Source organism: Pseudomonas sp. TH41 (genome assembly GCF_016650695.1).
GTDB lineage: Bacteria > Pseudomonadota > Gammaproteobacteria > Pseudomonadales > Pseudomonadaceae > Aquipseudomonas.
The window spans coordinates 74,545-97,635 of sequence record NZ_JAEKFH010000001.1; the positions used below are offsets into that span (position 1 = coordinate 74,545).

Genomic DNA, 23,091 nt, shown 5'->3' on the forward strand with positions numbered 1-23,091 from the left:
GACAGTACGCAAAGCTTTGTTCATGGCAGCTGCTTCGCTTCGATCAGTTCCAGTTGGGCCTTGGCAGCGTTTTTCAGGTAGCGGCGCAGGCGCACCACACCGAGGTCGTGCTGGTAGAGGTTTTCCCGCTGGTTGGCGTCCGGTTCCATGAATTCGAGCAGCACCCGATCCTGCTCCAGTACGGCCCAGTGCCGTGCTTCCAGGCGGTTTTTATAGAGGAAGCGCCAAGTGTCGCGCTGCCAGCCGGTCAGCGGACGGCAACGCCAGTGGAACACCGCCGACAAGGCGCGGCTGCTCGGCGTGTAGCTGCCGATGATGGTGAAATTGCCGCCCGGGCCACCGGTTTTCGGATAAGGAATTTCCAGACGCAGCCAGTGGCAGCCGTTGTCCATGAATTCGGTCCAGTCGAAGTTGACGCCGCGCTGGCCTTCTTTCTCGAAAAAGAAACCGTTGTCGGTGTCGCGAGTGACGAACTTGGCCGTGGCTTCGCCTTCGCTCATGGAGTGCGACATCTTGTGCAGATAGGTGCCGTGCATCGGGTCCATGACGTTGTCGATTACGTAGCGGTAATCGCCTTTCCACTCGGTGTAGCAAACAAAGCTGCTCCACTCCGGGGAAGTCAGTTGCTCGGGCAGCACCAGTTCCGGCGGGGTGTCGATGTGCGCATCGGTGGCGTTGAAGAGGAAGATGGCGCCGGCGGCTTCACGGGTGTGGAACATCCGCGTCGGGCGACTGCCCTCGAGTTTGCAACCCGGGCTGCCGGGGACTTTGGTGACGGTGCCGTCGCAGCGCACTTCGACGCCGTGATAAGGGCATTGCAGCCGGTCACCCAGCACCGGGCCTTGAGACAACGGCGCGCCGCGATGCGGGCAATGATCTTCCAGGGCATGGACGCTGCCGTCGTTGTCACGCCACAGGGCAATCTTGTAGCCCAGTCGACGGATCGACACCGGCTTTTCGCCCAGTTGGTCCGAGGGCAGGACTGGAAACCAAAGGTCCTTCAGCCCATTGGCCAGGAGGTTTTCAACAGGATCGACGGTTGTATTCATATTCATTTCTTATTTACCTCCGGCGGGTCATTCGCCCAGCCGAGCCATCAGGGTTTTATAGGCGTCTTCTGTCCACTCTCCGGTGGTCAGCGGGCAGGGCGGCCCGGCCATGTTCAGGTGCGCGAGCAGGGCGGGCAGCTCGGTCACTCCGTTGCCAAAGGCGCGCTCGATGGAGTCGCCGAGCAACTCTTCGAACTGGGTATTCGGGCGTTTGCGGGCCTGATGCGGCTCGAGGTAGGGTTCGGTATTGCTCATCTCATTGACCTCCGTCTCAGGGTTTCGGTTTGTCGGTAAGGAACTTGCCCTGCGGCGCTTCGACATGTTGCTGGCGTCGGGTATTGCCATCGATGCCGCCAGCGATCGCCCATTCGGCGAATACCGTCGGGCCGGGTTCGAAGGTGCGTGGTTCCCATTCGCCGGTCAGTTGGTCTTCGTCGGCGTAGTACTCGACCAGCGCGCCGGCCGGGTTTTTGAAGTACCAGAAAAACGCCGAAGACACTGGATGCCGTCCCGGACCGATTTCCGTCGCCCAGCCGCTGCGGGAGATGTGCATGCCGCCGCCGAACACTTCGTGGACATCGCGCACGGTGAAAGCGACGTGGTTCAAACCGGCGCGAGGGGCGGGCAGTTGCAGCATGAACAGGTCGTGGTGGCCACCTTCTTCAGCGGTGCGCAGGAAGGCCCCGCGGTCCGGATAACGGTCCGAGGCCTGGAAGCCGAAACGCTCGTGATAGAAGGCTTCGCAGGTATTCACGTCCTTGACGAAAAACACCACATGACCGACTTCGATTGGCGTGGCGCGTTCGTAGACCGGCGCGGCCTTGTTGATCCGGCCTTTGGTCTGCCAGGTGTTGTGGCCGCTGCACTCGATGTCCAGCTCACGCTTGCGGGTCACTTGCAGGCGGATCGCCAGGCCGTTGGGGTCAGTGCAACCGATGCGCCCGTCAGCTTCGATGAAGCCTGGATCGTTGGCGATTCGCTCGCTGTAAAGCTTCAGGTCGGCGTCGCTCTCGACGCCCCAGACCACTTCGCGCACGGTTGAACCGGGTTCGATGGCCGGCGGCAAACCCGCCTTGTTAATATCGGCCAACACCACACGGCAGCCGTTGAGGGTTTCGAAGATCACCTCGTCCGGCTGTTCGCTGACTTTGGTCAGGCCCCAGTCGCTGAAAAAACGCACGCTGGTGTCGAGGTCTTCGACGCCGTAAGTGACTTCATCAATGCCTAAAACGCTCATAACCCAACCTCTCGTTGCACACCGGCCCAGGCCAGTGGCTGTTCATTCATGCCCCAATAAAGGCTTTTCTGTTCCATGTACTGCAGGATGCCGAGGCGACCCTTTTCACGGCCCAGGCCGCTGTCGCGCCAGCCGCCGAACGGGGTGGAAATCGAGAACTGTTTGTACGTATTGATCCACACCGTACCGGCCTGGATTTTTCGACCCAGTGCCCAGGCGCGTTTGTAGTCGCGGGTCCAGATTCCGGCGGCGAGGGCGTACAGGCTGTCGTTGGCCTGTTCGAGCAATTGCGCTTCGTCATCGAATGGCATGGCGATCAACACCGGGCCGAAGATCTCTTCCTGGCACACTTGTTGGCTGTTGTTCAGGCCTTCGAGGATGGTCGGCGGGTAGTAATAACCCTGGTCGTAAATGCCGCCGGTCGGCCGCTGGCCACCGAGCAGCAAACGTCCACCTTCAGCCAATCCCAGCGCGACGTAGCGCTCCACCGATTCACGGTGACCGGCGCTGATCAGCGGGCCCATTTGCGTGCGCTCATCCGCCGGATCACCGACGCGCAACTCAGCGGCCGCCGCCACCAGACGCGTCATGAACGGCGCGTACAGCGCGCGGGCGACAAACAACCGCGAACCGGCGATGCAGGCTTCGCCCGAAGAACTGAAGATGCCGTACAACACCCCGGCCACGGCGTGGTCGAGATCCGCATCGTGGAGCACGATGGTCGGTGATTTACCGCCCAGTTCCAGCGACACCGGCATCATTTTGTCAGCGGCGATGTGGGCGATGTGTTTGCCGGTTTTGGTGCCGCCGGTGAACGACACACGCTTGACCAACGGGTGGCGGGTCAGCGCATCGCCCAGCAGCGAACCCTTGCCCGGCAATACGCTCAGCAGGCCTTTCGGCAGCCCGGCGTCTTCGCAGATGCGTGCCAGTTGCAAGGCCATCAATGGCGTGATTTCCGCCGGTTTGATCACCACGGCGTTACCGGCGGCCAGTGCTGGCGCGACTTTCTGCGCTTCGCTGGCAATCGGTGAGTTCCACGGGGTGATCGCGGCGATCACGCCCATGGGCTCGTAAACGCTCATGCTGACGAAATCACCACGGGACGGCGTGATGGTTTCTTCGAGGGTTTCACAGGCCGAGGCGAAGAACTGAAAGGTTCCGGCGGCGCTGGCCACCAGCGCACGGGTTTCGTTAATCGGTTTGCCATTGTCCTGACGCTGCAATTGCGCCAGCTCTTCGCCGCGTTCACGGATCAGTTCGGCAATGCGGTACAGCACGCCGGCCCGTTCGTGTGGTTTGCGCTGCGCCCAGCCACTGTGCAAAAACGCCTGGTGTGCGCCTTGCACGGCGTCTTCAACGTCTTCGACACTGGCGGCGTTGAGCCAGGCGACGGCTTCGCCGGTAGCGGGGTAGCACGTGGCATAGCGCTCGCCGCGACCGAGTCGCCATTCGCCAGCAATGCAAATCGGTAAAGTCTGTTCGAGAGTCATCGCTGTCCCCTAAATCGAAATCGCGTGGGCGTGGTTGCCCAAGGCGCGGACGACGCTGTAAACGGTCAACGCCGAGGTCTTCGGGTTGGCCAGCAGCGGTTTGCCACGCAGGCTCAGTTCGAAACCGCCAAAGGCACCGCGCGCTTCGAAGTGATGCACGTTTTCTTCGCTCGACGGGTCGGCAATCAGCGTCACATGCGTACGATCCAGGCCGAGGCCGGCCAGCGACAAGGTCGCGGCGACGTTGGCGTTTTTTGGATAAAGGTGTGCCGCTTCGCGGGCGCTGCCTTCAAAAATCACCGTGGCTTCGGTAATGCTGTCCAGGTCACAGACCTGTTCAGCGGGGGTGTTTTTCCAGGCGCGCGCCGGTTTGCGTCCGGTGTAATTGACCGAGTCCAGCCCGCCCACTTTCGCCGCCGACAGCGCGTCGATGCCGCCGATGGCGCCGGGCAGCAACTCGATGCGGGTTTGCCCGCGTTCGGCGGCGGCTTCCAGACGTTCGACCAGGCCGACTTCGGACAGCGCGCCCACCGAGACAATCAGGCAGGCGATGCCACGCTCCAGCGCCGGCAACACATGCTCTTCAATGGCGCGGTGACCGGCGCATTCGACCAACAGGTCGGGGCGCGCGTCGGCCGGCAACGCGGTCAGCACTTGCGGAGGCTGCTTGAAACTCGCCAGCCGCTGGCGCACCAGCTCTTCAGAGCCGGCCGAGGCGATGACGTAGTCGACGCACAACTGCGGGTCTTTCTCCAGCAGTTCGAGCACGCCGACGCCAATGGCGCCGCAGCCGATCATGGTGATATGCAACATGACGAATTCCTCAGGCCGTGGCTTTTTGCGCTTTGGTTTCGCTGTTGGGCGGACCGGCGAATTGCGTGGCGAAGCTGCCGACGCTGAGCATGTCGACTTCCAGCAGGAACGGGCCCGGTTGACCGAGCGCGGTGTCGACAACACTGCCGAAATCCTTCAGGTCGGTGACCAGGCCGTGGCGCAGGTTCAGCGATTCAGCCAGCTTCGAGTAGTCCGGTGTGTGCAGGTCGACGTAGCAATGACGGCTGCCGTAGACCGCGTCCTGGATATTGCGGATCACGCCGTAACGCTGATCGTTCATCAGCAGAATCACCACGTTGGCGTTCTCTTGCACCAGCGTCGCCAGTTCGCCGAGGTTGAGAATGAAACCGCCGTCACCGGCCAGGGCGAAGACTTTGCGTTCAGGCGCGGTTTCCGCCGCAGCGACTGCCGCGCCGATGCCCATCGACAGGCCTTGGCCAATGCCGCCGCCCAGGGCATGCACGCCGGAGCGCGGGTGAAACAGGGTCAGCAAGCGGTTGCCCCAGATGCTGTTGGACAACGTGACGTCGCGCACCCAGGAGAAATTGCGCCCGGTCATCGCTTGCAGTTGTTCGACCATGGCCGAGTACGGGCCGAGGTCGGCGATCAGTTGCGTGCGGGATTTTTCGCGCACGTCCTTAAGGTCGGCGAGGAACGTCGGGTCTATGTGCAGACGACCTTCCAGACGATCGGCCAGGCCTTCGAGCGCCAGCGCCGAATCACCGCAGATAAATAGCTCGCTGTTATAGCTGCGACCTTCAATGGCCGGGTTGGCGTCGATACGCAAGGTATTACGTGGCAGCTTCAACGCGTACTTGAACGTTTCGTTGCTGCGCAGGCGTGAGCCGGCGATCAGCAGGGCGTCGCAGCTTTGCAGGAACTGTTCGACCAGTTTGTTTTGCGAGAACGCGCCGAGGCAGCGCTCGTCATCTTCGTTGACCACGCCGCGACCTTGAGTCGAGGTGATCACGCCGACGCCCATGTCCAGCAGGCGTTTGACTTGAGGCCCGGCATGCCGCGCGCCGCCGCCAAGCCACAGCAATGGACGCGTGGCAGTGGCCAGACGTTCGGCCACCAGATCCAGCGCTTCCGGCGCGGGCACGGCCACCGGAATCGGCAGCGGCGACAAGTCGGTTGGCATCGTGATGAAGGTCGACTGGATGTCGATCGGGATCTCGACACTGACCGGACCGGTGGGGGCGGTCAGCGCGGTTTGCACGGCCAGCTTCAGGGTGCTGATCGCGGTGTCGACGCTGCGCACACGGAACGCGGCTTTCGACACGGCCTTGAGCATGGTCAGTTGGTCGCGGGCTTCATGGATGTAAGCGAATTCCTGATCCAGGTACGGCGTTTCGATCTGCCCGGTGATGTGCAGCAGCGGGGTGCCGGCGGTCAGTGCTTCGACCATGGCGCCGGCAGCGTTGCCGGCCGCGGTGCCGGTGGAGGTCAGGCATACACCCAGGCCACCGGTGGTGCGGGCATAGGCGTCGGCCATGTTAGTGGCGCCGGCTTCACCGCGGGCCATGACAAAACGAATGTTGCCACGCACGGCGAACGCATCGAGGATCGGCATGTTGTGGATCGAAATAACGCCGAACGCGGCTTTAACGTCGCACTGTTCGAGAAATGCGGTGATGGCAGCGCCAACGGTGACAGTATTTTCATTACGCATGGCGAGACAGGCCTCCAGAAACATCGATATGGCTGCCTGTGGTGTAAGCCGACAGAGGCGAGGCCAGGAACAGGATCGCGCGGGCCGCTTCAATCGGCAGGCCCAGGCGCCCCAAGGGAATGTGTTTGCGTTGCGCCAGCTGGGCGGTCCATTGGGTCCAGTCCAGATCCCGCTCTTCACGGGCTTCGAAACGGCGGCGCCATTGCCCGGATTCGACCAGGCCAATCAGGATGCCGTTGACCCGAATGCCCTCACTGGCAAATTCGGTGGCCATCGAACGCACGAGGTTCATGACGCCTGCGCGAGCGGCCGAGGTGGCGACCATGTGCGGCTCCGGCTGGCTGGCCAGCAGCGAATTGACGCAGACGATGGCCGCATTCGTTTGGCGTTCAAGCTGTGCCTTGAACGCGCGAACCGGGTTGATCACCGAGAAAAATTTCAGGTTCAACTCTTCGGTCCAGGCGCTGTCCGTGGTGTCGGCGAAGGTCGACACCCGGCCTTGCCCAGCGTTGTTGATCAGCACGCTGGCCGGTCCCAATGCCGCGAGGCTGGCGGCGGCAAAGGCGTTGACCGAATCGGCGTCCAGCACATTGCAGACGTGGGCCAACAACCGCGCTTCGGGGAAGCGTTGGCGTAATCCGGCCTCGGCGTTGCGCAGGCGATCTTCGTTGCGACCGCAGAAGGCCACGGCTGCGCCGGCTTCGAGCAACAACTCGACGCAGGCCAGGCCAATCCCCGAAGAACCTCCGGTGACAATCGCGGTGCTGTTGTGCAGTTGATAGAGACTCATCTCAATCCCTCATCAAGGCAGTCACGCGGTGCTGGCCGTCGTGGCCAGCAGCGCTGTTGTAATTGAGCAGGCGCGACAGTTCGTCGGCGCTGCGACGCACTTGCAAGAGCAGTTCGTTGAAGTTGACGTGAGCGATCTGCGCAGTCGGGATGGTCACGCCCAATGCGGCGACAATCCGGCTCGTCTCATCACGCACCGGGGCGGCGACCGTCGAGATCGTTGACTCGAAGAAGCCTTCGCTGCTGACGAAACCGCGCTGACGGTCGGCTTGCACCAGGTCAAACAGTTCCATCACGGTTTTTGGCGTGCAGGGCGAAAACTGTTCCAAGTGATCTTCCGGGTACAGCTCGCGCAACTCGGCCAGCGACAGGTCTTCGAGCAGGATGCGGCCGAGGACGGTGGCGTGGGCGGGCAGGCGGGTACCGACGTTCACGGCACTGGAGAACACGGAGGGCGGCGAGACTTTGGCGACATAGACAATCGAGCGGCCATCGCGCACGACCAGGTTGCTCGGGTAGTTGAGGCGGTCGCACAAACGGGCGAGTAGCGGCTGGCCGAGTTCGGTCAGTTCCAGCGAAGCCAGGTACTCAAAGCCCAGGCGCAGTACCGACATACCGAGCCGGTATTCGTTGCCGCTGCGGGTGACGAAACCCATGGTTTCCAGCGTCGTGAGCAGGCGAAAGATGGTCGATCGCGGCAGCGCCAGGCGCCGGGCCAGTTCCGGTGCGGTCAGCGTGCGATTGCGCCGGCTGAACTCGCACAGCAGCAGCAAGCCGCGCTCCAGACCTGGCACGATGTATTTGTCCTGGGCGTCCTTTAGCAGATCTGAATCGTTCATAGCGATGCACCTGTCAGGGATTCTTTGATGGCGAAGGCCAGACGACCCGCTACCACACAAGGTTGTTCGATGGGGCTGGCGTGCCCGGCATCGGCAATAAGGTTGAACGTCCCGCCCAAGGCCTTGGCCAGGGTCAGGCAGCTTTCGGGAGCGGTAATGCCATCGGCTTCGCCGCAATGCACTTCGCAAGGCATCGACAGCGGCGCGTGGCGCAGCAGGTCGTCGCCGCACAACAATTCAATGGCCTGGCGATAGCCATCGGGGTTGAGCCGCGCCATGTTCCATTGCACCCAGGCCTGTGCTTTCGGGCTGGCGGTGGGTGACAGCATGTAGGCACTGCGTTGCTCGGCCATGTGTTGAATGCCCAGTTGTTCCAGGGCCTGCAGGCGTTTGCCGCGGACTTCCTGGCGCAGCAAGGCGCGCGATGGATGACCGTAACCCTGGGCGGGGCTGATCAACACCAGCCGGCTGACTCGCTGTCGGTGCACGCCGCTGGCGAATGCCGTGGCAGTGATCGCCCCGAGGGAATGACCCACCAGCACACAGCGCTGGATGCCCAGTGCGTCTAGCATCTGCAGCAGTCGTTCGGCGTAGTCCGACGCGTCGGGGGCCAGCGATCGCAGCGGCGTGGAATCACCGTAGCCGGGAGCGTCCCAGGCAATCACCCGAGCGCTCTGGCCAAGTTCTTGCGCCACCTCCAACCACGACGCCGAGCCCGAGCCGATCCCGTGCAACAACACAATGGCCGGCCCAGTTCCGCATTCGCGAAAGGCCTGGCGCCCGCCGGCGACCTCCAGCGTGCGCAAGGGGAAGTGCAGGGCCAGCCGTGCTTCAAGGTCAGCTGTAAGCTGCGGGACGAGATGATCGATGGCGTGCAACATGGGCTTATCCGCGCTTGATCGAGGCCAGAGGGTGTTCTGGCGGGTAGGTTGGGGTCAGCGGTTTTTTCGCACCGAGCATCACGCACATCAGCGCATCTTCGTCGCCGATGTTGATCTCTTCGCGGTACACGCCGGGCGGCACGGAAATCACATCACGGTCGGTGAGGATGGTTTCGAAACGCTCGCCGTCCTTCTCGATCACGACCTTGAGTTTGCCGCGCAGCACGAAGAACACTTCTTCAACGTCGGTGTGCAGGTGTGGCGGGCCTTCGTGACCGGCTGGAATCACCATGGTGGAGAACGTGAAGTTCTCCGACGGGATGGTGTTCATGTCGGTCGTTACGCCGGTGCCGCCGGTGCCGATGTAGCGCATTTGCGCGCGACGGAATTTGGGGTCGTAGTCGGCCTGGAATTTCAGTGCGTTCCAGTCGTACTTGCGCGTGTCGTAGCGGGCGATGCGGGTTTTCATCCAGCTTTCGAGGTCGCTGCCGGCAGGCTGTTCCCAACTTTTCGGGGTGTCTTGCTGTGCTGATAAATCGGTCATGGCTGTCTCCAGATCAAGTCAAGGCATGACGAACCCGCCGTTGACCGGCAAGGTTTGTCCAGTGATGAAACGGGCGAGGTCGGACAGCGCGAACAGCACGGCGCCGCTGACGTCTTCGGGAAGTTGCGGGCGTTGAATGGCCCGTTGGTCGTTGTACAAACGGTGACGGGCTTCGGGCACGTAGGCGGTGGCTTCGACCAGCACCAGGCCGGGCGCGATGGCATTGACCGTGATGTTGTCGGTCCCCAGTTCGCGGGCCAGGCTGCGGGTCATGGCGATGATTGCGCCCTTGCTGGCGACATACGCCAGCAGGTTTGGTGCGCCCCACAGTGGAGTATCGGACGCCAGGTTGACGATGGCGCCATGACCGCTGGCGCGCAGGGCCGGCAGACAGGCTTTGGTCATCAACCAGGTGCCGCGCACATTGACTTGCATCACCTGATCCCAGGTGTCGAGGCTCAGTTCTTCGCAGGTCTTGCCGCCGGAATTGGTGATCGAGGCGTTGTTCACCAGACCGTCGAGCCCACCGAGCAATCGGGTGGTTTCAGCGATGCAGGCGTCGATCGAATCGGGTTGCGCAAGATCGACGGTCACGCCATGCACGGTCAGGCCTTCAGCGACCAGTTCGGCGGCTGATTGCTGGACGCGCTCGGCGAGAATATCGGCGATCACCACGTGGGCACCGGCCCGGCCAATGGCCTGGGCAAAGGCGTATCCCAAACCGCGGGCGCCTCCGGTGACCAGTACGCGACGGCCTTCGAGTAAACGGTTGAGGGTCGTCATCATTGGGTGCTCAGCATGGCTTTGGGCATGTAGTGCAGGACGCGTTTCTCGGCCCAGACCACTGCGCCGTAAGCGAGCACACCGATCAGCGTGAGCATGACGATGGCGACGAACACACCCGCGGTGTTGCCCTGGCCTTCGGCATCGACCAGCAGGAAGCCCAGGCCTTGGTTGCCGCCGACCAATTCACCGACGGTGACGCCGATCACGGCCAGGGTCGAAGCAATGCGCAGGCCGGAGAACAGCGCGGCCATGGCCGAGGGGAATTCCACCAGGCGGAAAATCTGCCAGCGGCTGGCGTTCATGGTCCGGACCAGGTTGATCATGTCCGGGTCAACGGTGCGGATCGCCGAGAGCACGTTGATCATCACCGGGAAGAACACGATCAAAATGGCGATCAGAATCTTCGGGTAGATGGTGTAGCCCAGCCACATCACGAACAGCGGAGCGAAGGCGACTTTCGGGGCGATTTGCAGCGCCAGAATATACGGCGACAGCATGGCCTCTGCGGCGGGCGAGAGGCCCAGCGACACGCCGATCGCGACACCGAGCAGGGCGCCCAGGCCAAAGCCGACAATGATTTCGAATGCGGTGATCAGGGTGTGTTGCAGCAAGCCGCCGGTATGCCACATCACCAGGCTTTCCTGGGCCACCCGGCTCAATTTCGGCATGACGAATTCGGGCATGCCGAGCAGTCCCGGACCCCATTGCCAAAGCACCAGGAACAGGATCAGCAGGGCGACGCTGCCAAACACGGAGTTATTGAGGTTTTTCATCGTATCGGTACCTTGTTGTCACTCGCCGTTATTGCGCGGCTGTTTGGGTGTCGATGAACTGGTTGGTGTAGAGATCGTCGAGCTTCGGTTCCTGGGTGACGATGCCTTCGCTGACGTAGAACTGGCGGACCGCTTCCAGTCGCGCCGGATCGATTCGGCCCAGTACGGCCTGGTTGGCATAGACGTGCTCGACGTAGAGCTTGAAGATTTTCTCCAGCGACTCTTCCTTGCCGGCATAGGCGGGAACAGCCTTGGCAAAGGTCACTGCGGCAGCGCGCGGGTCCTGAATGATGTCGCGCATACCCTGCAGGGTGGCCTGGACGGTGCCGCGAACGATATCCGGGTGATTCTTGATGGCATCGTCGGAGGCGAGGATCGACTGGGCCATGCTTTCGAAGATCTGCGCTTGCGGGATCAGCTTGATCTTCAACCCGGCTTCTTCGGCGTTGACCACCCAGTCCGGCACACCGGCCATCGCCACGGCTTTGTCGGCCGAGAACAGCTGCCAGACACCGGCAGGCCCGGCGGCCTGAATGTTCACATCGTTTTTGCTCAGGCCGGCTTTCCGCAGGGAGGCGAGCAAGGCGTAGTAAGTGGTGTCGGAGTAGGACATCACGGTCACCGTCTTGCCCTTGAGGTCGGTGATCGAATTGATATTTTCCGCAGCATTGGTCGCAATCATGGTGACGCCGCCGGCGCCCAGCACCGCGACGTCGCGCACCGGAATCCCATTAGCCCGTACCACAATCGGTGTATCACCGAGGGCGCCACCGAGCATGGCGTTACCCGCACCGATCTGTTTCGCCACGTCCACACCGCCCTTGGCCGCGATGAAGTTCATGTTCAGGTTCTGGGCCGCGTAGTAACCCTTCTGCTGGGCGATGATCCACGGAGCGAAGGCCGGCAGGTTCGGCGGCGCCGGCAACAAATAGGTAACGTCGGTCGGCTGTGCTTGGGCGGTGAATGCCATGCCCAGGCCGAGTGCGAGGCCGGTGGCCTGGCTGAAGCGTTGAAACAGAGACTTGAACATGCGTACTCCTGAATCGGTTGATGGCCGCGATGGGGGTTGGTCAATGCAGTTCGGTGTCTTCGCTGACTTGCAACAACTCCATCAGGCGACCCACCAGCGGGCCGATTTCCGGCAACTTGCGGCGCTCCAGCGGGTTGTCGCGAAACGGCAGGTCAATGCTGATTTCTTCGATGATGGTGCCGGGGCGGGCGCTCATGACCAGTAGCCGGTCGGACATGGCGATGGCTTCGATCAGGTCATGGGTAATGAACAGCGCGGTTTTCTTTTCATCGAACAGCATCCGCGCCAAGTCCTGTTGCAGGATCATCTTGGTCTGCGCATCCAGCGCCGAAAACGGCTCGTCGAGGAACAGCACTTGCGGGTCGATGGCTAGCGTCCGGGCCAGGGCAGCGCGCTGGCGCATGCCACCGGACAGCTGGAACGGGTAGTGGTCGGCAAAGCCTTGCAGGTGGCAGCGATCAAGCAGATCTTTGGCCACCGCCTGGCGCTTGGCGGCTGGAACACCTTGAATTTCCAGGCCCAGTTCGACATTGCGGCGAATGCTGCGCCATGGCATCAGCAGGTCTTTTTGCAGCATGAATGCGACCCGGCGCACCGGACCGGTCACCACTTCACCGCCGACGAACACTTCGCCTTCAGTCGGCCGGTACAGGCCAGAGCCCATGTTCAAAATGGTGCTCTTGCCGCACCCGGAAGGGCCGATGATCGACACCACTTCACCGCGGCGAATCTTGAAATTGACGTCGCGAATGGCAAACGGCGCTTCGGACTTTCCTTTGGCCGGGAAACATTTACCGACATTGCGGAATTCAATTTCGGTGGGCTCCTGGTCTTCCTTGGGAGCGGGTTTATTCCATTGAGGGGCGATGGCGTACATCTCGTTCACAGCCATTGGGAAGGGTCTCTGGTCTGTTTTATAGGTGATACGGTGTTTAGTGCATGAACAATGCCAGCGTTTTGCCAAGGTGGTTTTTTGTTTGAAAAGTCTTTTTTATTAATGGGTTACGTGATTTTTATTGATTTGTTGGTGTTTCATAGGTGAAACGTAGTTTCTTATACGGCACGAAATTGCACATTGGTTGTGCGGGTGATGGGGGATAGCGAGGAGGAGATGCTTTTTTAAGTAACGTCCGGCGCGGGGAAATAGCGGATTTGTTTTGCAGGTGAAACAAGGGGTGTGATTTTTGCTGGGTACCTATAAAGGAGAGAACTCCCTATAGGCTGCTAATGCTGTTCAATCCGTTTTTTAGGTGATGGCTGCTGGCGGTTTCGCCCTTACGGCGAGTCACTTGGAAAAGCCCCAAGTAACCAAGGGCTCTTGCCCCTTTCGTTCGGTGCCTCGCCTGGGCTCGGCATGCCCTCGCTCCGGTCCTGCTCCGTGGGCCCGCCACGATCGGCCATCCATGGCCGTGCGCGGCTAACCCGGCATCCATGCCGGGTTGCCCACTGCGCAGAACCTCCACTCGGCCTCTCGAGGGGGCGGTGCATCGAGATCAAAAGCTGCAGGCGAGCTAACGCTCGGCCTGTTGAGTGGTGAAAAGCGAAGCGTGTACGCCGATCTGCTTTTTGTGGGAGCGAGCCTGCTCGCGATGGCGGTGCATCAAGATCAAAAGATCGCAGCCTTCGGCAGCTCCTACAGGGGAATGCGTGCGCGCTGTAGGAGCTGCCGAAGGCTGCGATCTTTTGATCTTGCCGTTGCTTCGCTTTGGCTTCAGATCTGCCGCCCCTTTCCCAGAGGCCGAATGGCAGGGCAAAAGCGCTTTGATTACTGTCGCCCGGGCCGGCATTCCGGCTTTTCGAAAGTGACTCGTAAAAGCGAAACCGCCAGCAGTCGTTACCGCAGCGATGGATCTGTACCCACCCAATCCTGCCCAAAGCCTGCCTTTCCAGATTGCAGGGATCACAAGTAGCACATCAATCCTGTGCCACCTTTTTACCCATTCGTGAATTTACTACCCAATTTCCTGGCCAAAACCGGTGCATTTTGCAGCTAATAATTTATTGGATTTCAAATTGGCGCCAATAATGATTGGGTTTTTTCAAAATTGGTCTGATCCTTGCTCTAGGTCTAGCTCAACCTAAGTGAGGGCAGGGCATGAGTGGTCAATTTCCGTGTATCGAACTGAGTGGCGGGCCATTTGCCCGAGGCGTGCAATATGGCAAGGCCTGCCCACAAATCATCGCTCGCAGCATTGAAATCTACGGTCAGCAACTGTTGGACATGGGTTATGACTGGGCCGGTATCAAGCGATTGGTCAATCAATTCATTCCTAATATCGAAGCGTTCGAGCCGCTGTACCTGGAAGAGATGCGCGGCATTGCCGAAGGCTCCGGTCACGACTTCGAAGCCATTGTGCTCATCAATGCCCGTACCGAGATCATCCACCTTGGGCGGCGTTCGATGCAGGACAAACCGGAACTGGATGGCTGCACCGGCGCAATCATTCTTCCGGGCGCTACCGCGAACAATGAGGTGCTGCATGGCCAGAACTGGGACTGGCGCATGGAGTGCGCGGAGACCGGAGTCGTTCTGCATATTCGTCGCGAGGACGGCCCGGATCTGCTGACGTTCACCGAAGCCGGCGGGCTGGCCCGCGCGGGCATGAACTCCATCGGCACGGCGATCACGGGGAACAACCTGGAATCGGACCGTGATTATCAAACGCTGGGCGTGCCGTTGCCGCTGATCCGCCGCAAGGCGCTGGAAGCCAATCATTTCGCCCTGTCGATGAAAGCCGTGGCGGTGACGCCGAAGTCGGGTTCGAACAATATGATGCTCAGTCATGCGGCCGGGTTTGGCATCAACTACGAATGTGCACCTGATGAAGTGTTCCCGCTGTTCGAGGTCGACGACCTGTTGGTGCATGCCAACCATTGGCGCAGCCCGGTGGCGCAGATCAAACTGAAGAACACCGGTATCGGTGGCGCACCCGAAAGCTTTTATCGCGATCTGCGTGTCGAAAAATTGCTCAAGCCCTTTCATGGCAGCCTGACGCTGGAACATCTGAAAAGTGCGTTTTTCGATGATTTCGGCAAGCCCTTCGCTGTCTGCCGTCCACCGCGTCCGAGCTCCAGCGGCGAGGACAATCTGTCGGCAACGGTGGCGATGATTTTGATGCGCCCGGGCAGCGGGTTCATGGAAATTGCCTCCTTGCCGGCGATCAACCGGACATTTGGGCAGTACCGTCTCGAGATGGAATCCGATTACGCGCGGTACGCCACCTGGTAAATAGTGATCAGATGCCGGCCTGAGCCCTGTCCGATTGAGCCCTGCCCGATTGAGGGCTGTATCAACACCGAGGAACCTACATGTTTCGTTTGATCGTTCAGCGTCTGGCCATGGCGGTCCCGACGTTATTGCTGATCTCTATTGCGGTCTTCGCAATGATCCGGCTGATACCCGGTGACCCGGCGCTCTTGATGCTGGGCGACATGGCTGATCCGGCCAGCCTGATCAAGTTGCGACAGTCGCTCGGGCTGGATCAACCGGTGATCGCGCAGTACCTGATCTGGCTCAAGGCCGTGTTCCAGGGGGATCTGGGCTTTTCGATTACCAGCCATGAGGCCGTTTTGCCGCTGGTCCTTGAAAGGTTCAGCGTCAGTGTGACCATCGTGCTGACCTCGGTCGCGCTGGCGGCGGTGATTGCCGTTCCGCTTGGCATGCTGGCGGCGTGGAAACAGGACACGCTGGTTGATTTGGGGCTGGTGACGACCGCGACGTTGTTACTGTCGATTCCCGGTTTCTGGATGGGGTTACTGCTGCTGTATGTGTTTGGCCTGGAATTAGGCTGGCTGCCGGTGGTGGGGTATGTGCCGTTTTCAGCTGATTTTGGCAAGGCGCTGGCCTACATCATCTTGCCGGTGACAACGCTGGTGTTGCATGAAAGCGGCGTGATTATCCGGATGCAGCGGGCCAGTTCGATCGAAGTCTTGCGCCTGGACTACATCGCTCATGCGCGAGCCAAGGGTTTATCGGAGCGTGCAGTGCTGTGGCGCCATACGTTGCGCAATGCCTTTGCACCCACCTGGACCCTGATCGGCCTGATCCTCGGCAACCTGCTGGGCGGGATCGCTGTCATCGAAACGGTGTTCACCATTCCGGGCATCGGACGCCTGATGGTCGACTCCATTTATGCCCGTGATTATCCGGTGCTGCAGGGCTGCCTGTTGCTCATTACGTTCGTCTACGTGTTGGTCAACCTGCTCGTAGATTTGATGTATCCGCTGTTCGATCCTCGGGTGAAAGCATGAAGATTTTAAGCGAAGTGACAGCGCCGCCGGCCGCTGTGCCGAAGGTCTCGGCGCACAAGCGTCCGCTTCCGTTCAACGCGATGATCGGCGGCAGCCTGCTGGTGATATTGGTGCTGCTCGCGGTGGCCGGCATCGTCTGGACACCCTATGACCCGCTGCGTCTGGATCTGGCCCACCGGTTTATGGCGCCGTCCTGGCCACACATCCTGGGCACCGATGAGTTCGGTCGCGATGTCTTCAGCCGCATCGTCATCGGCGCCCGCACCAGTCTGTGGATCAGTCTGCTGACGGTGACACTGGCCATCAGCATCGGCACGCTGTTCGGATTGCTCGCCGGTTACTTGCGCGGCTGGACGGATCGCCTGTTGATGATGGTCAACGATGCCTTGCTGGCATTCCCCGGGATGTTGTTGGCGCTGGGGTTGCTCGCGATTGTCGGCGCGAGTCAGTACGGCATCGTGCTGGCGCTGGGCCTGGCTTATATCCCCACCGTGGTGCGCGTGGTGCGCAGCACCGTGTTGTCACTGCGTGAACGAGAATTCATCGAAGCCTCCAGGGTCATCGGCAACAGTGAGCTCTACACCATGTGGCGGCATATCGCACCGAACTGCGTCGCACCGTTGATTGTGCTGGCCACCAGCATGTTTGGCTGGGCGATTCTCTCGGAGAGCGCATTGAGCTTTCTCGGATTGGGCGTTCCGCCGCCTGCGGCCACCTGGGGCAACATGCTGGCTTCCAGTCGGCCGCATCTGGTGACGGCACCGTGGCTGGGCTTTTTCCCTGGTTTGATGATCTCTATTGCCCTGATCGGCATCAATCTTTTCGGTGACGCCCTGCGTGATCGCCTTGACCCCCGGATGAGTCGCTAATGGATACCGTCAAGCCTTTGCTTCGCGTCAGTAATCTTTGCATTCAAGTGGGCACCGAGGGTTCGCTTGCGGTTGACCACCTCAGTTTCGACATGGCCCCTGGCGAGATTGTCGCGCTGGTGGGGGAGTCCGGCAGCGGCAAGACGATGGCGGCGCGTGCGGTCATCGGGCTGCTACCGCCGCCGATGCGCGTCGCGTCCGGTCGAATTGTGTTCGCCGACACCGACCTCTGCGCCTTGCCTTACGATCAATTGCGCGATGTGCGTGGCTCGAAGATCGGCATGGTGTTTCAGGAGCCGATGGTCTCGCTTAATCCGACCATGACGATCGGTCAGCAGATGGCGGAAGGGTTGCGCCTGCACACGGATCTGGATGAAAAAACCATTCTTGCCCGATCCTTGGAGATGCTGCGACGGATCGGTATTGATGATCCGCAACGCTGTTTGCATGCCTTTCCTCATGAGTTCTCCGGGGGCATGCGGCAACGCATCATGCTGGCCTCGGTCATGTTGTTGCGTCCAGCGCTGTTGATTGCCGATGAGCCGACCACTGCCCTCGACACCCTGGCCCAGGCCGACGTTATCGAGCTGATGCTCGAACTGACGCGGGAGGAGGGCACGGCGATCCTGTTCATCAGTCATGACTTGTCGCTGGTGGTGCGCCACGCCCACAAAGTCGTGGTGATGCGCCATGGCAAAGCGATCGAAAGCGGCCCGACCGAACAGATCCTTCTGGGCCCCAAGGCTGAATACACCCGGCAACTGCTCGAAGCACTGCCCACCCGAGGCAACCTGGACCGCGCACCACTGGCCTCGCCATTGGTCGACATGCGCAACGTCACCATCGAACACCCGGGGCGTCAGGGTTTCCTGTGGCGCGGGAAAGCCAAACGCGCCGTGGATGGCGTCAGCCTGCAAATCGCCGCCGGTGAAACACTGGCGCTGGTCGGCGGCAGCGGTTCGGGCAAGACCACCCTGGGCCGGTCGGTGGTCGGGCTGGTCAATCCGATTGCCGGCGAGATCTTTTTCGATGGCATCGACATCCTCAAAAGCGCCAATCGTGAGCATCGATTGCAATGCCAGATGATCTTTCAGGACCCGGTATCTTCCCTCGATCCGCGTGCCCGAATTTCGGACATTCTCGCTGAACCGCTGCGTCATGTGCCGGGCCTCAGCCGCGAGCAGCGTGCCGAGCGTGTGCGCACCATTCTGCACGATGTCGGCCTGGACCCGCTGTTCGCCAACCGCTTCCCTCATCAGCTTTCAGGTGGTCAGCGGCAACGGGTGGCGATTGGTCGGGCGTTGATCCGCCACCCCAAACTGGTCATCGCCGACGAACCGATTTCCGCCCTCGACATGACCATTCAAAAGCAAATTCTGGAGTTGTTCGAGCGCCTGCAAAAGCAGTACGGCTTTGCCTGTCTCTTCATCTCGCATGACCTGGCGGCGGTGGAACGCATTGCCCACCGCGTGGCCGTCATGCAGCAAGGTCGACTGGTAGAAATTGGCACCACCGCGCAGGTGTTCGATAACCCGCAACACGCCTTCACTCATCGACTGTTGGCTGCCGCCAATCCGTTGGTGCGCCTGGTCGATGGCAGTTATCAGTTGCGCAGCAGTGCTGCTGTGTGAAGGACATTTAAGGCCGTCACACCGGTGGCGGCATGAACCCGTTCCAACTTTTATCAAGGACTCGCTTATGAATCGTTTTTTAGTAAACGCTTTGACCCTGAGCATGATGACCATGATCGGTTGCGGTGCTGCACAGGCGCAAACCTTGCGCCTGGCAATGAACTCCGATATTCGCAGCCTGGACCCCGGCGTCAATCGTGACGACCGGTCCGATGCCGTCGTGTTGCACATCACCGAAGGCTTGGTCGCCTACGGGGAAAAGGGCGAAGTCAAACCGCTGCTGGCACAGAAGGTCGATGTCTCCGCCGATGGCCTGACCTACACCTTCACCTTGCGACCGGGTGTGAAGTTTCATAACGGCGAGGCGTTGACTGCCAACGACGTGCTCTGGAGCTGGAACCGCGACATGGACCCCAAGACTCAGTGGCGTTGCCTGCCAGAGTTCGATGGCAGCGGCCTGACCAAAGTGACCAAGGTAACGGCGCCGGATGAGCATACCGTGGTCATGGAGCTGGAAAAGCCCAGCGGCATGTTCCTGGCCACGCTGGCGCGTACCGATTGCGGCGGCACCGGTGTACTGAACAAAGCCTCGGTCAACGCTCAGGGCGAGTTTCTGGCGCCAATTGGCACCGGTCCTTATCAGTTGGGTGAGTGGAAGCGCGGACAGTACGTCACGCTGAACAAGTTCACGGGCTACCAGACCTTGCCCGGTCCGCGCGACGGTTACACCGGGGGCAAAAACGCGCTGACCGATGAAGTGCGGTTTGTGATTATTCCCGATCAGGCGACGGTCAAGGCGGCGCTGTTTTCGGGCGATCTGGACATGGCGGAAGTCACCGAAACGGACCTGCCCGAAATCAAGACCCACGCCACGCTCAAGGTCTCGACAGACCCCAGCGCGACCATGAATGTGCTGATGTTCCAGACCCGCGATCCGTTGCTCAAGGACAAGCGGATTCGTCAGGCCATTGCGGCCGCCATCGATGTCAAACAACTGGTCGCGACCACGAGCAACGGCTTCGGTGTGCCCAATAACTCCATCATCAGCGTGGCCTCCAACTACTACGGCCCCAGCGAGCAACGCGGTTTCACCTACGACCCGCAGAAGGCAGTGCAACTGCTTCAGGAAGCGGGCTATCGCGGCCAACCGCTGACGATCGTCGCCAACAAGCGCTCGATGGTGCCCAGTTACGACCTGGCAATTATTGCCCAGGCCATGCTTCAAGCGGTGGGTATTAACGCGCAGGTTGAAGTCATGGAATGGGGCACTCAGCTTGAGCGTTACCAGAGCGGGCGTTATCAGGCGATGTCCTTCACCTATTCGGCTCGCTTCGACCCGGCGCTGAGTTTTGAGCAGGTGACGGGTAACAAGGACAAAGAGTCGCGCAAGGTCTGGGAGGATCCGGTGGCGATCGATTTGCTGGGCCAGGCACTGAAGGAAGGTGACGTCGCCAAGCGCCAGTCAATCTTCGATCAACTGCATGAGCGCTTCATCGATCAAGTACCGATGATCGTCATGTACAACGGCCTCGACATCGTCGCGCTGAATCAGAAAGTCGAGGGCTATGACGCCTGGATCGGGCAGAAGCCGCGCCTGTGGGGCGTCAGCATCAAGCCTTGAGGTTCATGGTTCCAGCGGGGTTTGACGGATGTGCGCCGCGATCAGTCGCTTGAGGTGTTCGCGGTCACCGTTACGCAGGGCGTCCAGTATCTGGAAGTGTTCGCGGCTCGACTGCTCGGCGCGTAGATGGGTGCGCCAGGTGCCACCTGGAGACGATGGGGGACGGCTGCGAATTTCTTCAATGAACTCGATCATCACCCGGTTGGTGCACATGTCGTAGATCCCGCGATGAAACTCGAGGTTCGCGCTGTAGCACTCTTGCATCGTGCCTTCGTTCACCAGGCGACTGAAGCGTTGGGCGACGATCTCCAGCGCCTGCAAACGCTCTTCGGTGACGACCGTTTGATCGATCGCTGCACATTCGAGTGCGATGCGAACTTCGCGGGTATCGGACACCTGGGCCGGGTCAGGGGTGTGGACGTAGTAACCCCGGTTGGGGATGTGTTCGACCATGTTTTTGAGTGTCAGTTGGTCCAGTGCGCGACGGATGTCCAGCCGTGTGCAGCCGTAACGTTGTTCCAGATCGATCTGCTTGAGCCAGCTGCCGGTCGGAAGAACACCGGCGTTTATGTCGTTTGAAATCAGCAGCACCAATTGGCTGCGATCAGTCGTTTTTTTGTTCAAGGGTGACTTCCGCAAAACTTGGACGTGGGCGTGTGAGTCGACGCCGCAGTAGTTTTCAATAATGGCACAATTATCAACGAGGTTTCACAATGTTGAGCAACCCTCAAGACACCCCCGAAGCGCGGCATCGTCAGATGTACTACCGAGGTAGCACGACCATTTTTTCGTGCCGCAAGGATCCGCGTTTTGCCTATTGCCTTTACGTCCCGCACACCTTCGATCAAGCGCCGGAGGGCCACCATTTACTGGTCGCGGTCCATGGTACCGGGCGCACGATGGTCGAATATCGGGATGCGTTTGCCGAATTCGGTCGCTTCAATCGCTACATCATTCTGGCGCCGCTGTTTCCGGTCGGTCCGCTGGGCGATGGCAACCCGCATGGTTTCAAATACCTCAAGGAAGGGTACATTCGTTATGACGAAGTCCTGCTGGCCATGGTTGATGAAGTCGGCGAGGCGCTGAGCACTTCGTTCGAGAAGTTTTCATTGTTTGGTTATTCGGGCGGTGGACATTTCGCCAACCGATTTTACTACCTGCACCCCGAACGTCTACGTTCCGTTTCTATCGGTGCACCGGGCTCGGTGACCTTGATCGATGAGGGGCGCGATTGGTGGGTAGGTACCGGTGGGATCGAAGCGATTTTCGGCAAGCGCCTGAATCTCGAGGCACTGCGTGAGGTGGATGTTCAACTGTTAGTGGGGGCCGCCGACCTGGAGACCTGGGAGATTCACTACGCACCCGGTTCCGTGCAATACAAGGAAGGCATCAACGATGCCGGACGCACAAGGGTGGAGCGCAATGCAACATTGGCACGCAACCTTGAGGCCCACGACATTCGTGTGCAACAGGACATCGTGCCGAATACTGCCCACGCCGGGATTTCGGTTGTGCCCTATGTTCAGGACTTTCTGTTGCGGTTGGGCGAGTGACCCTAAGCGCCGCCGAGGGATGCTTGGCGGCGCATTGGTCGTGTGAGTGTTTTGCGAGAGCAGCGGACTGGACGCCAACGCTGCACCATGGCATCGTCGAAATAATACGCCATGTAGCAAACAGGATCAGCGCGATGGAGGAGGGGAACGAAGTCGACGTCAAGACGTCGATGGCGACGCTGAAGGCGTTCAATCTTTGTGTGTTGCATTTGGGAAGGCTGGCTCGAGATCGCGGCGCTTCCCAATTCATTGCCGATGGTCTGCAGGCCTTCAGCCAGCTGGTGCCCTTCGCTTCAGCCTGGTGGGGCGAGATGTCCGCGTCCGGCGCCAATGTTCCTCCCAAAAGCTGGATGCACGGGCGGATCAATCTGCCCGAGTCGTTTGCCTCCGAATGGCACAAGGTCGCGGTCAGCGACAGATTTTCTCATCAGACCTTGAGTCAACTCGGGGAAGTCGTGCGTGACAGCGAGTTCACCGACCCCTGCGAGGAGGTCAACGACTTTGCACGGCGTCACGACCTTTACCATGTGATGTGCATCACCTTCGAATTGCCCGAAAGTGGCTTGATGTTCTTCGTCTGTCTTTACCGTGGTGAGCACGCACTGGCATTCAACGACAGCGAGTCCGATTTGTTTTCGGCGTTCTGCGACCACTTGTTGCAGTTGTGGCGGTTTCAGGTGCAGGACATGATCCGGATCGACATGGGCAACGGCGCGACGGACTTCGGGGTCGCGCGCATGGACGGCAGTTTGCTGTATGTGGGGGCGAAGTTGTGTGCGGCCATTCAGCACGAGTTGCCAGGGTGGAGCGGTTCAATGCTTCCGGTCGAGGTAATCGCGCAACTGCCAAAGGCGCCCTGCGTCATCCGCCTGGGTCGCTGCGCATTGACGCTGAGTCCTAACGCCGATCACGTCATCCTGTCGCTCGAAGCGCAATCGCGCGGGGCGGTGCTGGCGCCACGAGAGCGCACGGCTGCGATGCTGTTCGCCGCGGGACATTCCTACAAAGAGATCGCCAAAATCCTGGTCTTGAGTCCAGCGACAGTGCGCACCTATTTGCGCAACTGCTATTTGCAGTTGGGTGTGAAGAGCAAGGTGGAGCTGGGTTCTGTGCTGCGTTCGGCGAGTTCGCTGGCGGACGGGGCACGTCGCGATGAGGTGACCGTGGACGGAAAGCCGCTTGGTCCAGGTCGCTAACCTATCAGTTCTGCTAGTACCTCTTTCATACCGAATCATCAAT

22 protein-coding genes are annotated in these 23,091 nt (G+C 60.3%); 7 read left to right on the forward strand and 15 right to left on the reverse strand.

Features of this window, described 5'->3' with window-relative positions:
* Positions 1-20 precede the first annotated feature (20 nt).
* From JFU37_RS00360 to JFU37_RS00425, 14 genes are read right to left on the reverse strand one after another with little or no spacing between them, the layout of a single operon-like run.
* Entirely contained in the window at positions 21-1,055 is a 1,035-nt protein-coding gene (locus tag JFU37_RS00360; RefSeq protein WP_201111757.1) for a Rieske 2Fe-2S domain-containing protein, read from the reverse strand.
* A gap of 21 nt (positions 1,056-1,076) precedes the next feature.
* Positions 1,077-1,304, reverse strand: coding sequence for a recombinase-like helix-turn-helix domain-containing protein (locus JFU37_RS00365; protein ID WP_201111759.1), 228 nt, complete (start codon positions 1,302-1,304; stop codon positions 1,077-1,079).
* Positions 1,305-1,320: 16 nt separating this feature from the next.
* On the reverse strand, positions 1,321-2,286 hold the full coding sequence (locus JFU37_RS00370) for a VOC family protein (RefSeq protein ID WP_201111761.1): 966 nt from the start codon (positions 2,284-2,286) through the stop codon (positions 1,321-1,323).
* Positions 2,283-3,779, reverse strand: coding sequence for an aldehyde dehydrogenase (locus tag JFU37_RS00375; RefSeq protein ID WP_201111763.1), 1,497 nt, complete (start codon positions 3,777-3,779; stop codon positions 2,283-2,285). The genes JFU37_RS00370 and JFU37_RS00375 overlap by 4 nt, the downstream gene beginning before the upstream one ends.
* A gap of 9 nt (positions 3,780-3,788) precedes the next feature.
* Positions 3,789-4,592, reverse strand: a complete 804-nt coding sequence (locus JFU37_RS00380) for an aspartate dehydrogenase (protein ID WP_201111765.1) — start codon at positions 4,590-4,592, stop codon at positions 3,789-3,791.
* Between the two features lie 10 nt (positions 4,593-4,602).
* Positions 4,603-6,285 carry a thiamine pyrophosphate-binding protein gene (locus JFU37_RS00385; protein WP_201111767.1) on the reverse strand — a complete coding sequence of 561 codons (1,683 nt, stop codon included), beginning with the start codon at positions 6,283-6,285 and terminating at the stop codon, positions 4,603-4,605.
* On the reverse strand, positions 6,278-7,075 hold the full coding sequence (locus JFU37_RS00390) for an SDR family oxidoreductase (RefSeq protein WP_201111769.1): 798 nt from the start codon (positions 7,073-7,075) through the stop codon (positions 6,278-6,280). Before JFU37_RS00390 ends, JFU37_RS00385 begins: the two co-directional genes overlap by 8 nt.
* 1 nt (position 7,076) lies before the next feature.
* Complete coding sequence (locus JFU37_RS00395) at positions 7,077-7,913, reverse strand: IclR family transcriptional regulator (RefSeq protein WP_201111771.1); 837 nt, start codon at positions 7,911-7,913, stop codon at positions 7,077-7,079.
* Positions 7,910-8,794: an alpha/beta fold hydrolase gene (locus JFU37_RS00400; protein WP_201111773.1), complete on the reverse strand. Its 885-nt coding sequence runs from the start codon at positions 8,792-8,794 to the stop codon at positions 7,910-7,912. Before JFU37_RS00400 ends, JFU37_RS00395 begins: the two co-directional genes overlap by 4 nt.
* A gap of 4 nt (positions 8,795-8,798) precedes the next feature.
* Positions 8,799-9,338 (reverse strand): cupin domain-containing protein, encoded by a 540-nt coding sequence (locus JFU37_RS00405; protein WP_201111775.1) that lies wholly within the window; start codon positions 9,336-9,338, stop codon positions 8,799-8,801.
* A gap of 18 nt (positions 9,339-9,356) precedes the next feature.
* Positions 9,357-10,124, reverse strand: coding sequence for an SDR family oxidoreductase (locus JFU37_RS00410; protein WP_201111777.1), 768 nt, complete (start codon positions 10,122-10,124; stop codon positions 9,357-9,359).
* Positions 10,121-10,897, reverse strand: coding sequence for an ABC transporter permease (locus JFU37_RS00415; protein ID WP_201111779.1), 777 nt, complete (start codon positions 10,895-10,897; stop codon positions 10,121-10,123). The genes JFU37_RS00410 and JFU37_RS00415 overlap by 4 nt, the downstream gene beginning before the upstream one ends.
* A gap of 28 nt (positions 10,898-10,925) precedes the next feature.
* Positions 10,926-11,927, reverse strand: a complete 1,002-nt coding sequence (locus JFU37_RS00420; protein ID WP_201111781.1) for an ABC transporter substrate-binding protein — start codon at positions 11,925-11,927, stop codon at positions 10,926-10,928.
* Between the two features lie 40 nt (positions 11,928-11,967).
* Positions 11,968-12,804 carry an ABC transporter ATP-binding protein gene (locus JFU37_RS00425; RefSeq protein WP_242485695.1) on the reverse strand — a complete coding sequence of 279 codons (837 nt, stop codon included), beginning with the start codon at positions 12,802-12,804 and terminating at the stop codon, positions 11,968-11,970.
* 1,218 nt (positions 12,805-14,022) lie between these two features.
* Here JFU37_RS00425 and JFU37_RS00430 point away from each other — a divergent pair.
* The 5 genes from JFU37_RS00430 to JFU37_RS00450 all read left to right on the forward strand — a co-directional run bounded on the left by JFU37_RS00430 (position 14,023) and on the right by JFU37_RS00450 (position 20,299).
* Positions 14,023-15,156, forward strand: a complete 1,134-nt coding sequence (locus JFU37_RS00430) for a C45 family autoproteolytic acyltransferase/hydolase (protein WP_201111785.1) — start codon at positions 14,023-14,025, stop codon at positions 15,154-15,156.
* A gap of 80 nt (positions 15,157-15,236) precedes the next feature.
* Positions 15,237-16,178 (forward strand): ABC transporter permease, encoded by a 942-nt coding sequence (locus tag JFU37_RS00435; protein WP_201111787.1) that lies wholly within the window; start codon positions 15,237-15,239, stop codon positions 16,176-16,178.
* The gene (locus JFU37_RS00440) at positions 16,175-17,047 is read left to right on the forward strand and encodes an ABC transporter permease (protein WP_201111789.1); all 873 of its coding nucleotides are present in this window, start codon (positions 16,175-16,177) and stop codon (positions 17,045-17,047) included. The genes JFU37_RS00435 and JFU37_RS00440 overlap by 4 nt, the downstream gene beginning before the upstream one ends.
* On the forward strand, positions 17,047-18,678 hold the full coding sequence (locus tag JFU37_RS00445; protein WP_201111791.1) for an ABC transporter ATP-binding protein: 1,632 nt from the start codon (positions 17,047-17,049) through the stop codon (positions 18,676-18,678). Before JFU37_RS00440 ends, JFU37_RS00445 begins: the two co-directional genes overlap by 1 nt.
* 67 nt (positions 18,679-18,745) lie before the next feature.
* Positions 18,746-20,299, forward strand: a complete 1,554-nt coding sequence (locus JFU37_RS00450; protein WP_201111793.1) for an ABC transporter substrate-binding protein — start codon at positions 18,746-18,748, stop codon at positions 20,297-20,299.
* A gap of 3 nt (positions 20,300-20,302) precedes the next feature.
* Here JFU37_RS00450 and JFU37_RS00455 read toward each other — a convergent pair whose 3' ends face one another.
* Complete coding sequence (locus JFU37_RS00455; protein WP_242485679.1) at positions 20,303-20,923, reverse strand: GntR family transcriptional regulator; 621 nt, start codon at positions 20,921-20,923, stop codon at positions 20,303-20,305.
* Positions 20,924-21,012: 89 nt separating this feature from the next.
* Between JFU37_RS00455 and JFU37_RS00460 the strand changes: the two genes are divergently transcribed.
* Together JFU37_RS00460 and JFU37_RS00465 are read left to right on the forward strand one after the other, a co-directional pair.
* A complete protein-coding gene (locus tag JFU37_RS00460) occupies positions 21,013-21,852 on the forward strand; it encodes an alpha/beta fold hydrolase (RefSeq protein ID WP_201111798.1) in 840 nt (279 codons plus the stop codon).
* 134 nt (positions 21,853-21,986) lie between these two features.
* The gene (locus tag JFU37_RS00465) at positions 21,987-23,048 is read left to right on the forward strand and encodes a helix-turn-helix transcriptional regulator (protein ID WP_201112595.1); all 1,062 of its coding nucleotides are present in this window, start codon (positions 21,987-21,989) and stop codon (positions 23,046-23,048) included.
* Positions 23,049-23,091 lie beyond the last annotated feature (43 nt).